This is a genomic window from Sphaerospermopsis aphanizomenoides BCCUSP55 (genome assembly GCF_001586785.1).
Classification (GTDB): Bacteria; Cyanobacteriota; Cyanobacteriia; order Cyanobacteriales; family Nostocaceae; genus Sphaerospermopsis_A; species Sphaerospermopsis_A aphanizomenoides_A.
The window spans coordinates 46,161-60,306 of sequence record NZ_LUFH02000006.1 but is presented as its reverse complement, the minus strand read 5'-3'; the positions used below and the strand labels follow the sequence as shown (position 1 = coordinate 60,306).

Genomic DNA, 14,146 nt, shown 5'->3' with positions numbered 1-14,146 from the left:
TCATGAAGGGGTAACAAACTTTACCCCACACCCGACAATTTGCTTATTGGCTATTTTTTTTACTGGCCATCAGTTCCGTTGCTTGTTGGACAGAAAGTGGTTTGTAGAAAAAATATCCTTGTACATCATCACAATTAATGGACTTCAAGAAATTTAGTTCTTCCAACTTTTCAACTCCTTCAGCAATCAGCCTTAAACCTAAACTGCGTCCTAATACAACTATAGCTTTGATGATATGAGCTACTCTATCATCTGTTGTCAAGTCGCTGATAAAAGACCTGTCAATTTTCAGATTGTGGAGTGGCAATGCTTGTAAGCGAGAAAGCGCAGAATGGCCTGTACCAAAATCATCAATAGAAAGGAGTAAGCCCATTTTCTCCAAATTTTGCAGCACAGTTTTGGCAAAGCTGAGATCCTCAATAGCAGTTGTTTCCGTAATCTCCAACTCTAAAAATCGCGGTTCTAATCCTGTTGCTGCTAAAATTGCCGCGACTGTTTCTACTAGCTTGGGTTGGCGGAACTGTTTGGGAGAAAGATTAACTGCAATCGTCATGGGTGGGAATCCCGCATCTTGCCAAGCTTTATTTTGAGCGCAAGCTTGCTGGAGTACCCATTCACCGATAGGGATAATTAATCCACTTGCTTCAGCCAGAGGAATAAAGACGCTGGGGGCAACTATTCCCATTTCTGGGTGATACCAGCGTAACAGAGCTTCCATCCCGGTGATTTCTCCTGTGATGATGTTAACTCGTGGCTGATAATATAACAGAAATTCGTCTCTTTCGAGAGCATGACGCAGGCTTTTCTCTAAACTCAAGAGTTCAGGCGTTTTGGTACTCAGTGACGCTTTATAAAACTGGTAGTTATTTCTACCCTCGTCCTTGGCATAATATAAAGCTGCATCTGCGTGTTGGATCAGGGTTTCAACATTAGAACTGTGTTCATCGAGCATGGCAATACCCAGGCTGGCACTTATATACAGTTCGTGTCCTTGGAGATGAAAGGGTTTTTCCAAAGCTGCTAAAATTTTTGTAGCTACTTGGACTACTTCTTCACTCTGATTAATTTGCGGCAGCAAGAGAGTAAACTCATCTCCTCCCCAACGGGCAATAATGTCTTTTGTTCTGATCGATTGTCTAATTCTTTGGGCGACATTTTGTAATAATTCGTCTCCTAGTGTGTGTCCCAAAGTATCATTGATAATTTTGAAACGATCTAAATCCAGGAAGATAACAGCTAAGGTGTTCTGTTCTGCAATTGCTTGATCTATGGCTTTGGTGAGTAGATCATTAAACTGTAACCGATTAGGTAAGTCGGTCAGTAGATCATGTAGGGCTTGATAACGAATTTTGGCTTCTACCTGCTGACGCTGACGAGCGCCACTGATAATGGCGGCCATAGTCAACAGGCTAGATTTTTCATGGGTTGACCAATGACGCGGTGAGGTGCAATCTGCTAAACCCAGGTAGCCCCAAAAATCCTCTTCTAATCGCAGGGGTACAAGCAGGAGAGACTGAATCTCGTCTTGACACAGAAGTTGTTGTTCTGTATTGGGAAATTCTTCGATCAGTCCACTAATGAAATCTCCTTTGGATAAATTAGTGTACCAACGCTCTAGTCCAGAAGTTTGATAACAATGATTTTGCCAATGATTTTGGCATGATTTAATCCCTGTTTTTGTCCATTCAAACTGTAGGCTCATTGCCATTTCCCCTGTGATGTGATGGGGATGGTTATGAAAAAGATAGATGCGATCGCTGTTGGATGCTGTACCAAAGGTAGCAAGTGCTTTTTCTATTGCTATTTCATAATTCATTTCTGCCAGTAGATAATTAGCAGCTTCAGCTACTCCTTGTAGCAAGCGATCGCGCTGCCGTAATTCTGCCTCTGCTTGCTTTTGTTCAGTAATTTCTCTAATAATAAATGTTCTTATTAAATCACTTTCTGGTAAATAATGAACCGCTTGTTCAAAAATTTCTCCGCCCACTTCCACTTCTCGGACAAATGAATTATCCTTATCCTTTTGATTGGCAACAGCATCTAGCAATTGTGCTAGGATTGGATGCTCTTTGCCCATTTCCCTAAGTCTGGGAAACTTCAGCCCTGCTGCTGGATTCAAATATGTAACATTGCCCTCTGCATCCATTTCGATAATTGGATTAGGAATGAGTTCTGGAAATGAGGCTAGACGAGTTAAAACAGCATCAGCAGATCCGTCAATGTTGGTATCATAAACAATGAGAGTATCAAAAGGATTAGCAGGATTTCCCTGTGCCAGCAGAAATTCGGATAAGTCTCCAGATTCACAAGAAGCTCCAAATGCCTCTTCTGATAAATTGGAAATAGCATAATATTTAGCTTGGGCCTGGGGATTACCAAAAGCAACTATGTCCCCATGCTGGAGGTTATGAGAAAAACATTTAGTGCCATTAACATATATACCGTTGGTACTTTTTTTGCCTTTGAAGTCACCATCAATAATCCTAAACCCAAATTTTTCGGTATTGGGAACAGTGACACGCAGTAAAATTGCGTGTTGTCTCGATACAGACCGAGAACGGAGAACAATAGCGTTTCTTGTATCCCGTCCCAAAGAGTAAGTAGCCTCTAACAGCGGGATAGTTCGCTGTCCCTCTGGGTCTCGGACAACCAATAGGTGGCGTATTTTATCCCGTTCATTTTCTGCCATACTTTGTCCTTAAATTTTCATATCGGTAGATTTTGCTATGCAACAATATGGCTTCTAGGAGTCCTGATTTTCAAAGTCTGCCATATCAAAAAGGTAATTTATGACTTTTTATTTTATGGGTGTTTATTCAAGGTTAACCTCTCTACTCTGCCAAAAATTGACTTTCTGTTATGAGTAGAGGTTTGGTTGTATTGAGTGTTATGTGTAAATTGTTAATTACCAAGTAAAAATAAATACCCTTTCCCCAATCCGGCAACCCTATTCATCTCGTAAGGATTTTATTGGCTTTCAGCCCTATATTTGACAAATTGGCAAAGGTATTTTTGTAAGTAAAAATATAATCTAGTTTTTTCTAATTTATGTTACTTAAGTCACGACAAATTATAAGAAAATAGGCTGAAGTTTAAAATATTTTGAGTTAGGCTAAAAAATCAAAGCCCACGCAGGTGGGCTAAAATCTTTGTAGGCTGAGAAGGCACCCTTAATAAATTTTGATCACCGACTATGTACCGTATCTTAACTAGAAGCACGATGTACCGAATAATCACGTAAATGAAGTCTTACTAAGCGCAACCAGCGCATCCAAGTTTTAGCAGGGTAGTCAAAAAATGTGAAAATATCGCCAAAACCCAAATTAGTTTTTTGATGATGCAGCCAATGTTGTTCGGGAGTGGTGATAAATAGCAATCCACATAACAGAGTGACAAGTTGAGGAGTTTGCCATCCTAAAGCTGTGATATGTCTCCACCACACATGAAACTGACCTAACAGCAAACCACAAATCACACCAACAGGAGAGAAAGACCAGAGGAATAATGCTACAAGCAGGTATGGTAGTGCGCCTAATATACCATCTAAAAGCACCTGATAATTGAATGTTAAAATAGCATAGTGCCGAAAATCCTTTTTCCAAGAGTGGTGTGTTGTTAGATGAAGGCTACCAAAAACGTGCTGAGGTACATGATAAAAGAAAGTTGACAGGAAATCGCCTAAAAACAGTAACAACCAAGCAACAACGATAGCCTCAAGCATTTGTACTCCTAAAGTTGGATGGAAAAATTGCCTAGGGAAAATAACTCAAACTTGATAGCAGCAGTCACCAGTCAGCAATGAAAGGGGTGTAGTGTGTGGGGAATCCTATAATTAAAAATCAGAGGTTAAAAATCAGGACACTGTATTGAAAGCACTATATGTATCGAGAGCTATTTTTATCTCTTTCTGCATAGATACTTGCAGGGTCTGGGCATTTAGTCCCTAAACCTCATACCCTACTTTCAGTCAGTAGTAAAGCTATCTTGGTAAATGGCTGTGTCACACTTATTTTTTTCTTCATTGACCAGCAACACCGTGTATGTAGATCAGTTGCAGGTTTGTAAATTTAGATTTCTTAATCGCAGTGAACAGCAACTTTGGATTGATGATTGTTTGTCTGATGGTAAAGCGGTACAGTAAATTATACATTCACAACCCGATAGATATAGTGGAATTTATTTTTTCTATACACAATCTTCTTACTAAGACATACGGCGTAAGCAAAGATTGAGTTAACATCAGTACAAATTTAGGTTAAACTTTCCTTTTGCCTGTTAAAAGTTCTTTGTGTTGACAATTACAGCCGATAAGCGGTGAATGCAGTACAAAACAAGAGTGAAACAGCCATTTACCAAAATGGTTTAACTACTGACTGCTGTAAGTCCATAAATTCAACAAATTCAACAGGATGACTATATTGAGGTGATATTAAAATGCCCAAATGGAAATTATTAACAGAATTCACGTTTGATAGCGCCCACTACATCAAAGACTATAATGGTCCTTGTGGGAGAATGCATGGTCACACTTATAGGGTCAAAATCGAAGCAAAATCATCACAGTTACATTCTTCAGAATACTGTCCTCACCCCGTTATGGTTGCTGATTTTAGAAGCTTACGTTGGGCTAAAAAAGATGTCACCCAAGGAGGTTTAGATCATTGTGTTCTGAATGAAATTTTACCTCCTGAATATGAAACAACTGCGGAGATGATTGCTAAATATATTTATGATGAAACCAAAAAGCGATTACCGCAGGATGTAAAACTTAAGGTCGCAGTTTCAGAAACTCCTAATTCTTGGGCAGAATATGAGGATGATTGATGGTTAGAATTGTTGGCAGCATCCCAAATGTGTAAGTTGATTTTTTGGCAAGAAAGGCAATTGCTCCCAGGCTTGATATGAATCAACCGCAAAGCACGCAAAGAACACAAAGTTAAGATGGGTGAAAAGAGTTTTTCGTTTTGCTGCGGTTATTTTTTATTTCATGGGGATGCTCCCGAATTGTTAGATATGTTTGTGAATTTTTCTCTAAATTCTGATTTAGATAATTTGATTATTTCATCCTAAAAATCCTGATTCTGACATCAACTCAACCGTTGTCTTAACCACAAAGCCAATAAAGGTAAAGCTAACCGATAACCCTGTTCAGCACTGTAAATTAAACCTTTATTTTGTAACCCAGTTAAAGCACCTTGCAGACTTCCGCCTCTAGACAGTCCATGTTTTTGAATATATTCTTTACTTTGTGGTTTGTCTGTAGGATCAACAGCTAAACATTCTAAAAGATGTATTTGGCTTGCAGGTAATAACATCAATAAAGATTCATAGGTGATGGATAAATCTTTCAGGATGGCTTCAATTACTTGTTGGACTTCTTGTTCAGTAATTAATCCTTGTGAATGCTGCAAATTTAATAATCTGCGAATTAAGACCATCGCATCGCCAATATTTCCCTGAACTGTATCTAAGAATATTTGTAATGCTCTTGAATGAGGATCAAATTTGAGGTTTTCTGTATGCAAAATCTCTCTAGCCCACAATGCTAAAACATCTTTAGCTAAAGGAGCTAATTGGATGGCTTCTAGCGGGTAGTTACTATCATCTTGATGATGGCTTGTTTCAGCAATTGTCGCCAGCAAAACGTAACTAACATTAGGGTTTGCTTTGACTTCGCGTCTAAAGGTTGATTCCCATAAACTATTGCGATCCCAAGAACGAATATGCGGGAAACTCTGTAAAATCAATACTACTCGCTGATTTAAATCAGCAGCCATAATTTGTAATAGTTCCAGTAAAATAATAAATGCTTGCCATAGCTGTTTTTGATTCAAATAATGCAATAATTTAAGTTTACTTTCTGCATTAAATATAAAAAAGTCACTCGCGGTTTGATTAACCCAAGTTTCTATTTTTTTTGCTTCCCAATTTTGATTAATCGCTTCTGCTAATAATTGCAAAAATCTCTCGCCATCTGTAGCGCGGATACAGTCTATCTCCAAGACAACAGCACTCACTTCCTGCGCTGCAACTCTGACTAAAGTCCGTCTTCCACTTCCAGGTACTCCAGTAATCAGCAAATCACCATCCTGTGCAAGTATTTCTACAATGCGCTGAAATTCTAATGAACGTCCAATTAATTGTAAAGAAGTAGATAAGTTTAAGTTCACGGGTTTCTCGTCTCTGGTTATGGTTCGCGCTATTGAAGACAACATAAATCATTTGGTGTAATTATGATAACTATTGCAATATTTTAGTGCAGTAATGTTGTTGGCACTAAAAAGTCGTGCTATTAGTAATTTAACACTTTAAATAACTGAACATAAAACCTAATATCCACATTCCCAACTTCTAACAGAAGTATGGGACACATCCTCTATCCCTTATTAAATAGGTAATTCCCGTGTTAGAAGCGTGCGTACTGGCAACAATACTGTGCGGATTTTTCGGCATCATCCTCAAAAAAAACCTGGTGATGAAGATTGTTTCAATGGATGTGATGAGTACGGGGGTGATTGCCTTTTATGTATTTATTGCATCACGAGAGGGTTTATTTACTCCCATTCTTGATGAGGTGAAAAAACCTATTTACGCTGATCCTGTTCCCCAAGCAGTAATTTTAACAGCAATCGTCATCGGTTTTTCGATTCAAGCTTTGATGCTAGTCGGTGTGATGAAATTGGCACGGGATAATCCCACATTAGAAAGCAACGAAATCGAGAAAAATAACACACCATGAATACAATTACCATTGCTTGGATTGGCATCCCATTTTTTCTAGGGTTCATCATTTTTTTAGTTCCCCAACTTAACCGACATTTGGCATTGTGGGGAACAATTGCTTCAGCAGCTTATGCTATACAACTATTTCTAGAACCATCACCGATAAAACTGAATTTACTGGATAGTTTCGGTGTGACTTTAGAAGCTGATCAGTTAAGTGGCTACTTTATTTTAACCAATGCTTTGGTGACGGCTGCTGTTGTTTTCTACTGTTGGAGTAGTGATAAAAACGCTTTTTTCTATGCTCAAACTCTGCTTGTGCATGGTAGCTTAAATGCTGCTTTTGTCTGTGCAGATTTCGTCAGTTTATACGTAGCCTTAGAAGTAAGTGGGATTGCTGCTTTTTTATTAATTGCATATTCCCGTAGCGATCGCTCAATTTGGGTAGGCTTACGCTATCTTTTTGTTAGCAATGTAGCCATGTTATTTTATCTGGTTGGTGCAGTGCTGGCTTATCAAACAAATCATTCTTTTAGTTTTGCAAGTTTAAAAGGTTCACCACCGGAAGCATTAGCATTAATTTTTCTCGGACTATTAGTTAAAGCTGGAATTTTTGTCTCCGGTTTATGGCTACCTTTAACACATTCAGAATCAGAAACACCAGTTTCTGCCTTACTTTCAGGTATTGTTGTTAAAGCCAGTGTTTTACCTTTATTACGTTGTGCATTTCTTTCTGAAGAAATTAATAATATCGTCATAATTTTAGGTGTAGGAACAGCTTTAATGGGTGTATCCTATGCCGTTTTAGAAAAAGACACAAAACGGATGTTGGCTTTTCATACCATATCCCAGTTAGGCTTTATTTTGGCTGCACCAGCAGTAGGTGGTTTTTATACACTCACCCATGGATTAGTAAAATCATCTTTATTTTTGACTGCGGGTTCTTTACCCAGTCGCAATTTTAAAGAACTGCAATATAAATCTATTAACACAACAATTTGGATACCCTTAGTGATAGCTAGTTTATCAATTTCTGGTTTTCCTTTGTTGGCAGGTTTTGGGGCAAAGGTGTTAACCATGAAAAATTTAGTTTCTTGGCAGTTTATAGCCATGAATGTGGCAGCAGTAGGTACAGCCATATCCTTTGCTAAATTCATCTTTTTACCCCATAAAAAAGATGATGAACAGCAAGCAAAACCCGGTTTTTGGGTAGCAGTAATATTCTTAATCACTGGTTTATTTGCGGCAAATGTAGTCTATTTACAGGCTTATAATACTGCGGATATTCTCAAAGCCATTATAACTATCGCCGCTGGTTGGTTAGCATATCATTTGATTTTCAAACAGTTAGCAATATATATACCCCGTGTATGGGAGAAATTTGAGCATTTGGTTGGTGTCATGAGTCTAACTTTAATATTGCTGTTTTGGATGGTATTAGCATGATTGGACATTTAATATTAAGATTAACAATTTGGTTTTTACTCACTTCTGATGTGAGTTTGATAAATATTATCATCGGCGTAACAATTGCCCTTATCTTACCACGTGGTTACACATCAAGAGAAAAATTAACAGAATGGTTTAAGGTGAGCAGTCAAATTTTTGTTGCTATTCCTGTAGCTTTTAAGGAGGCATTTGAAATTATCTTGCGTCCCCATAATCAAGAAGAAATTATCATGGAAACAGTGAAGCTGAAGCGTTCTCCTCTTCTAGTTTTCATAGATATATTTCTGATTACTTTTACACCTAAAACCATAGTTGTAAGACACCACGAAGAAGAAGGTTCTTATGAAGTCCACTACATTAAACCCAGGGGTAGATAATCATGAATTTAGAAATAGTTTTAATCGCCATGATTGCAGCTTTACTTATCCCCATTTATGAAGCTTGGAAAACAGATGATACTTGGCAGAAAATGTTAGCTTTTGGCAGTGCTTCTAGCAAATCAGCCATCATAATTTTAGTCATTTCCGTTTTGCGTGATGATTGGATGATAGGTGTAGTAGCCGCAATTATGTTGAGTGTTGGCAATGCCGGCTTCATGTTATTAGCACATATTTTAAGAAGGTTAAATGAAGCATGATTACTATTATTAGTTATACCTTGATAGGCATAGGCTTATTTTTCTGGTTTTGGGGTACTTCTCATTTAGTCAGCAATAGATCAGTATTATTCAAATTACATGGTCTTTCGGTGACAGATACTCTGGGTTCAATGTTGATTATCGTTGGACTTTTAATGAAAATACCCAGCGAATGGCCATTACTGATTTTAGGACTTATTTCCTTAGCAATTTGGAATACCATGCTTGGTTATGTCATCGCATATTGTTCAACTCAAGAGGCAAAAAATGAATGATTCTTATCTCTATATAATTATTGCTTTGTTACCTCTAACTGCGGGGATGTTAGTAACTCAAGTTAACCCTTATCACGCCTTAATTCTGCGTGGGGTTTTGGGTGCAATAGCGGCGATGGTAGATGCAGTTTTAGGGGCGGCAGATGTGGCTTTAACAGAAGCATTAATGGGAACAATGTTATCTATTGCCCTCTATGCAATTGCTGTTCGTTCATCCTTAGTTTTGCGTTTAGGTGTGATTGAAAATCAATTAATAGAAAAAAATCAAGATAGCAATTTTCAAGAACTTATCAACGACTTTCGCAGCATTTTCAAAAAACATTATATGCGTTTAGAACTCGTACCTTATAACAGTAACCAGTGTTTGCAAAAGGCGTTAACGGAAAAAGAAGTTCATGCTACCTGTGCGCCATTAACAGCAAATAATCAAACACAGGAAACTTACCAAACTGCGATTAGAGTACAGCGCATTTATAACATTATTGAAAGTGAAATTTCATCACAAAACACAAGTTTAAACTATGTCAATGTTTCAGATTCAGGAGAGAAGCATACATGAAATGGGTTTACATTTTAGCTGGAATAGCTTTGTTTGTAAAAATGCTGATTATGCCTGAGTCAGCATCTGACTTACCAGATATTTCTATCACGGAAACAGTAGTTAGGGAAAGTGGTGTTGTTAATGCGGTATCAGGGATTATTTTCAGAAATCGCCTTTATGACACAATCTTTGAAGTGATTGTATTTACTATTGCGATTCTGGGATGTAATTTTTTATTAGCTAATGAAAATCCATCCTGCACTATTTATCAATTCAAAGATCAACCATCCATAATTTTAGCTCGTTTGGGTGCGACAATTGCAGCGTTAGTAGGTATAGAATTAGCAATTAGAGGACATTTAAGTCCTGGTGGTGGTTTTGCTGCGGGTGTAGCTGGTGGAACAGCGATAGGATTAATAGCAATTACTTCATCCTATCAATGGATGCAGGATATTTACCAACGTTGGCACGCTGCTGCTTGGGAGAAGGTTTCAGTGTTGGTTTTTATCGTTTTATCAGTGATAACTTTGTCCGGGTTCGAGTTACCACATGGCGAGTTAGGAGCATTATTTAGTGGGGGAATTTTGCCGATATTAAATATTATCGTTGCTGTGAAGGTGGCGTTAGGTTCTTGGGCTGTGGTTTTGATTTTTATTCGTTATCGGGGTTTGTTGTAGTTGTTAGTTTGAGGGTTTTTACGTAAGGAAGATAAGGAAGAATATCCCCAAATTTTTACATAATTTGTTGGCATAATTTGGGGTAAGATTATTGTTGACCATTAGCTAATTGTTGTAAGCATTGGGAAAATTCTAGCAATGATTGATTCTTGTTTAGAGTTTGATGATTAATCTCAATATATTCAGCAATTTTAAATGATTGACTTTCTTGATATTTCCTTTCTTCTAAATTTTTAAGTTTATCTTTAAGATGAGGATTGCTCTTAATTAAGATTTGGTTTGATAACTCCGTCAAACATTCTTTTGCACCATTTCCCCCTGCTTCAGCTTCTGCTATCAAATCTGTTTGGCCACGTTGTTTACTATTAGCAAATCTGATCCATTCTTTATTCTTTCGATTATCAGCATTTTTTGTAAAGTAGCAGCATATACCTAAACAATCAACTAATAGCCAAGCTTCAAGTTCTTGAACCATCGGAAAAAATTTCACTCTGCCTTCAAATGAGTTAACAACCTCTTCAATTCGATTAAATAAAGAATTTTTTTCGTTGCGTCTTTGAGATTGGGATTGTCTACCATCTGAATCTAAAAGAAATATTACTAAATCATCATTTTTTAAGTAACTGTTTACTGCCTTCTTTAAACCATCTTTATTTTTTGGATGTATGGCTGTATTAAAGCCTTGTTTAGAGCCAATTGTGATCTTTATATCATTACGACCATAAAAAATGACTATTTTATTAGCAATACAGTAAACTGCATCCCGATCATAATCGGATTCCGGCACCCAAAGACGAACACTTGGCATATTAACCAGCAAAAATTTCTTCAATTAAGTGACTATGATAAATTGCACTACCTAATCCAAAATCATTCATCCAATCTGAAAAATCATCTCGGCTTGCTGCTAATCTATCCAGTAGACAAGCTTTTGTGCCAATTTCTCCTTTCTGACTTAAAAGAATTACCGAAATGTCAGATGATATTTCCTCTGGAGAAAAACAATCAAGTAATTGAGAACTATGAGTTGTAAAAATAACTTGTGTTCTCTTGGATAACCTTTTGATCATATCAGCAATATCTTGTAAAATACCAGGATGAAAATTTCTCTCAGGTTCTTCAATACCAATAAGAGATGGAACATCAGATTGATAAAGCAGGATAAAATAAGCTATCAATCTCAAAGTACCATCTGACATATTAGATAAGGCTATTTTTTTACCATCTTCTTCAAGCACTGTAATCAGTGGCTTTTCATCTTTTTCTTCAACTATATCTAACCTAATGTTGAGACAGTCATATAGTTCTTGACTGATTTCATCAAATTTATTTTTATCATGTTTAGCCCAATACTGTAGAATTTCTTGAGCTTTACTAGCGTTGGGATTAAGGCTAGGTATTATTTCATCACCTTGTACAGATTTATAAATTATAGTTCTCTTTTGAATTCTAGGATAGATTCTGACACTATCAGGATCTACATCATAAAATTTCCAATCTTTGATATAGCTTGCCAACTTTTTAGTAAACGGTTTATTACCATATTTACCTGCATCTGTTAATGCTAGTCCATCACCATCAGAATCTGATTGGTATGTTTGAGAATTTTCGCCATTTTCATCATTTACTATTCCTTTGCCATTATTAATATTAATTACTTCAATTCCGTTGACTAAAAGATACTCTTTATCAATTAAAGTATTATTTTCATTGACACTTACTGAAATACTATATTCTGCTTTATTATTTTCATCATCTTCTATAGTAATTTCATAAAATATTTGTTTTTGATCAACTCTTAAAATTCTATCCATATACTCTATAGGAGGTAGCTTTGTAGCCATCAAAAGTCTATTAAGAAAACCTAGAGCTTCTAAAGAATTAGATTTACCACTAGCATTAGCTCCTACTAGAATTGTTAAATCTCGGAAATTTAAATCGACATCTCCCAAGCTTTTAAAATTTTTGATTTTTGCCGATATGAGTTTAAGAGTCATAAATATCTCCAGTATAGATTTAGTCTAGTAAAAACTTAAGTATTTGATTAATAGAGTAACAAAAAGCAATCATTTACTCCTATTTTCTAAAAATTCTCTAACCTAAGATTAACATTCAACTGAAGCTAGAGTACATAATTGCCTTTATAATATATCTTTGTTATTTTTTTGTTATTTTTTTTAGAAAATAAAGCAATTTACAAAAGCAAACTATAATGAGATAGTCCTTTCACGACATACATAAAACTAACATCGCTTCACCTGCGCTAATAAAACCACAATTTCATCCATTGCTTTCCTTACCACACTTGTAGGTTGTTCCGATTGATTAACCATAATACTAAAAACCAAAGGTTCATAATTAGAACCATTGACATATCCAGATAAAGAAACTACACCCATCATTGTACCTGTTTTGGCTTGGACAATTCCCTGGGCAGATGTGTTAAGAAACCGATTTTTTAAAGTACCACTTATACCCGCAACAGGTAAAGAAGCATGAAACACTTCTGCTAGGGAAGATTTATCCATAATTTGCAAAAGTTGTACCAAAGCTTCTGGACTAATTAAATTTTTACGAGATAACCCAGAACCATCTACTAAAATGTAACTGGTAGGTTCAACTCCCAATTCAGTTAAAGTTGATTTTAAAACTTCCAATCCTACATCAGCAGTAGTTTTATTTTTTGCTAATGGTTGTTTATTAGCTAGTGTTCTAAGTAAAACTTCAGCATACAAATTGTTACTATTTTTATTTGTTTCTCCCACTAAATCAGATAAAGGTGGAGATTCAATCGCCGCTATTTCTTGTTCATTTTTACCACCATTTTTGCTAGATGTATGTTTAACTTTAATCCCTGCCATTGCTAAATTTATCCGAAAATTTATGAGCAAATTTTGAACCGGATTAAAAACTGCCAACGCTGTAATTTCTGGTTTTGCATTTACAGCTAATTTTCCCTTTATCTCTAATATCTGCCCTTTTAAATCACGATTTACTTCCACAGAACCTGGTTCATTTTCTTGAACAGTAACAGAATTATTTTCAATTTTCCATTTATATGCTTCTGTGGGGTCAGCCCATTGTAGTCGTAATGGTTGACCGATTTTTTGAGGTAAAAGTGTTAATAAAACAGCATTTTCATTGAAAATCAAACTATTGACTGGTGCGCCATAATAGGCTTGTACATCTTCCCACTGCCAACTAGGATGAACTATTTCACCTTGAAAATAACTATCATCAGCAATTAATTGATCAACTTCACGAATACCTTGTTGATATAGTTGCTTGGCTAATATTTTCATTTGCTCATCTTTTAAACTGGGATCTCCTCTACCGACAACACGCAAAATACCATCAGCTTCTTGATAAATAGATGTACGCATCCGAAAATCTTTTCCTAATTTTTGCAATGCTGCTGCTGTTGTAAATAGCTTGGTTACAGAAGCAGGAATAAAATATTTTTCCGCATCTCGACTGTAAAGTGTTTGTGGAGATGATAGAGGTTTTACCAAAATTCCCCAACGCATCCTTTTAAATACAGGACGGTTAATTATATTATCTATAGATGATTTTAATTGAGCAGAACAAGTATATTTTGTAGTAGTTGGTGTAACTGGAGTTTGTGCTTGAACTATTTGTTGGTTCACACCACCGTGAATACTCACAAATAGCAGTATTAAGCTAATAGAAATTCTTTTAGATATCATAAAATTTCTCTCTGTGACGATGGTGGAAACAACAATAATCTCTTTAATTTAACACGCAAAAAGCCCATGATAGTCAAAAAAAATGCTAATCATGAGCTACATGAAATTATTTATCTGGGTTATTGTGCAACTACAAA

General features: G+C 36.4%; 14 protein-coding genes. 8 read left to right on the top strand and 6 right to left on the bottom strand.

The features are described from left to right. Positions 1-43: 43 nt before the first annotated feature. Both A0J48_RS02825 and A0J48_RS02820 read right to left on the bottom strand, forming a co-directional pair. Positions 44-2,689 (bottom strand): EAL domain-containing protein, encoded by a 2,646-nt coding sequence (locus A0J48_RS02825; protein ID WP_200320140.1) that lies wholly within the window; start codon positions 2,687-2,689, stop codon positions 44-46. 516 nt (positions 2,690-3,205) lie between these two features. Beyond that, complete coding sequence (locus A0J48_RS02820) at positions 3,206-3,721, bottom strand: sterol desaturase family protein (RefSeq protein ID WP_200320138.1); 516 nt, start codon at positions 3,719-3,721, stop codon at positions 3,206-3,208. Between the two features lie 713 nt (positions 3,722-4,434). On the opposite strand from A0J48_RS02820, the gene A0J48_RS02815 reads away from it, so the two are divergent. Next, positions 4,435-4,824: a 6-pyruvoyl trahydropterin synthase family protein gene (locus A0J48_RS02815; RefSeq protein ID WP_200320136.1), complete on the top strand. Its 390-nt coding sequence runs from the start codon at positions 4,435-4,437 to the stop codon at positions 4,822-4,824. Positions 4,825-5,087: 263 nt separating this feature from the next. Here the strand turns inward: A0J48_RS02815 and A0J48_RS02810 are convergent, their stop codons facing one another. Next, on the bottom strand, positions 5,088-6,215 hold the full coding sequence (locus A0J48_RS02810; RefSeq protein ID WP_200320134.1) for a DNA polymerase III subunit delta: 1,128 nt from the start codon (positions 6,213-6,215) through the stop codon (positions 5,088-5,090). A 188-nt stretch (positions 6,216-6,403) separates the two neighbouring features. Between A0J48_RS02810 and A0J48_RS02805 the strand changes: the two genes are divergently transcribed. Genes A0J48_RS02805 through A0J48_RS02775 form a run of 7 tightly spaced genes read left to right on the top strand, consistent with a single transcriptional unit; the run spans position 6,404 to position 10,302 of the window. Continuing rightward, on the top strand, positions 6,404-6,739 hold the full coding sequence (locus tag A0J48_RS02805) for a cation:proton antiporter subunit C (protein ID WP_200320132.1): 336 nt from the start codon (positions 6,404-6,406) through the stop codon (positions 6,737-6,739). Further along, positions 6,736-8,169, top strand: coding sequence for a cation:proton antiporter (locus A0J48_RS02800; RefSeq protein ID WP_200320130.1), 1,434 nt, complete (start codon positions 6,736-6,738; stop codon positions 8,167-8,169). The genes A0J48_RS02805 and A0J48_RS02800 overlap by 4 nt, the downstream gene beginning before the upstream one ends. After that, positions 8,166-8,549 carry a Na+/H+ antiporter subunit E gene (locus tag A0J48_RS02795; protein ID WP_200320128.1) on the top strand — a complete coding sequence of 128 codons (384 nt, stop codon included), beginning with the start codon at positions 8,166-8,168 and terminating at the stop codon, positions 8,547-8,549. Before A0J48_RS02800 ends, A0J48_RS02795 begins: the two co-directional genes overlap by 4 nt. A gap of 2 nt (positions 8,550-8,551) precedes the next feature. Further along, positions 8,552-8,809 carry a hypothetical protein gene (locus tag A0J48_RS02790; RefSeq protein WP_200320126.1) on the top strand — a complete coding sequence of 86 codons (258 nt, stop codon included), beginning with the start codon at positions 8,552-8,554 and terminating at the stop codon, positions 8,807-8,809. After that, positions 8,806-9,084, top strand: a complete 279-nt coding sequence (locus tag A0J48_RS02785; protein ID WP_200320124.1) for a monovalent cation/H(+) antiporter subunit G — start codon at positions 8,806-8,808, stop codon at positions 9,082-9,084. Before A0J48_RS02790 ends, A0J48_RS02785 begins: the two co-directional genes overlap by 4 nt. Then, positions 9,077-9,643 (top strand): DUF4040 domain-containing protein, encoded by a 567-nt coding sequence (locus A0J48_RS02780; RefSeq protein ID WP_200320122.1) that lies wholly within the window; start codon positions 9,077-9,079, stop codon positions 9,641-9,643. The genes A0J48_RS02785 and A0J48_RS02780 overlap by 8 nt, the downstream gene beginning before the upstream one ends. After that, positions 9,640-10,302: a Na(+)/H(+) antiporter subunit B gene (locus A0J48_RS02775; RefSeq protein WP_200320120.1), complete on the top strand. Its 663-nt coding sequence runs from the start codon at positions 9,640-9,642 to the stop codon at positions 10,300-10,302. Before A0J48_RS02780 ends, A0J48_RS02775 begins: the two co-directional genes overlap by 4 nt. An 88-nt stretch (positions 10,303-10,390) precedes the next feature. Here A0J48_RS02775 and A0J48_RS02770 read toward each other — a convergent pair whose 3' ends face one another. From A0J48_RS02770 to dacB, 3 genes are all read right to left on the bottom strand, one after another. Beyond that, on the bottom strand, positions 10,391-11,110 hold the full coding sequence (locus A0J48_RS02770) for a hypothetical protein (protein ID WP_200320118.1): 720 nt from the start codon (positions 11,108-11,110) through the stop codon (positions 10,391-10,393). A gap of 1 nt (position 11,111) precedes the next feature. Beyond that, on the bottom strand, positions 11,112-12,299 hold the full coding sequence (locus tag A0J48_RS02765) for an AAA family ATPase (RefSeq protein WP_200320116.1): 1,188 nt from the start codon (positions 12,297-12,299) through the stop codon (positions 11,112-11,114). Between the two features lie 246 nt (positions 12,300-12,545). Then, a complete protein-coding gene (gene dacB, locus A0J48_RS02760; RefSeq protein ID WP_459213931.1) occupies positions 12,546-14,006 on the bottom strand; it encodes a D-alanyl-D-alanine carboxypeptidase/D-alanyl-D-alanine endopeptidase in 1,461 nt (486 codons plus the stop codon). Positions 14,007-14,146: the final 140 nt, after the last annotated feature.

Bases quoted from the DNA above. Each gene is read 5' to 3' on its own strand.
- A0J48_RS02800 (WP_200320130.1), top strand. From the start codon at position 6,736: ATGAATACAATTACCATTGCTTGGATTGGCATCCCATTTTTTCTAGGG.
- A0J48_RS02815 (WP_200320136.1), top strand. From the start codon at position 4,435: ATGCCCAAATGGAAATTATTAACAGAATTCACGTTTGATAGCGCCCAC.
- A0J48_RS02790 (WP_200320126.1), top strand. From the start codon at position 8,552: ATGAATTTAGAAATAGTTTTAATCGCCATGATTGCAGCTTTACTTATC.
- A0J48_RS02765 (WP_200320116.1), bottom strand. From the start codon at position 12,299: ATGACTCTTAAACTCATATCGGCAAAAATCAAAAATTTTAAAAGCTTG.
- A0J48_RS02820 (WP_200320138.1), bottom strand. From the start codon at position 3,721: ATGCTTGAGGCTATCGTTGTTGCTTGGTTGTTACTGTTTTTAGGCGAT.
- A0J48_RS02785 (WP_200320124.1), top strand. From the start codon at position 8,806: ATGATTACTATTATTAGTTATACCTTGATAGGCATAGGCTTATTTTTC.
- A0J48_RS02795 (WP_200320128.1), top strand. From the start codon at position 8,166: ATGATTGGACATTTAATATTAAGATTAACAATTTGGTTTTTACTCACT.
- A0J48_RS02770 (WP_200320118.1), bottom strand. From the start codon at position 11,110: ATGCCAAGTGTTCGTCTTTGGGTGCCGGAATCCGATTATGATCGGGAT.
- A0J48_RS02780 (WP_200320122.1), top strand. From the start codon at position 9,077: ATGAATGATTCTTATCTCTATATAATTATTGCTTTGTTACCTCTAACT.
- A0J48_RS02825 (WP_200320140.1), bottom strand. From the start codon at position 2,689: ATGGCAGAAAATGAACGGGATAAAATACGCCACCTATTGGTTGTCCGA.
- A0J48_RS02775 (WP_200320120.1), top strand. From the start codon at position 9,640: ATGAAATGGGTTTACATTTTAGCTGGAATAGCTTTGTTTGTAAAAATG.
- A0J48_RS02810 (WP_200320134.1), bottom strand. From the start codon at position 6,215: ATGTTGTCTTCAATAGCGCGAACCATAACCAGAGACGAGAAACCCGTG.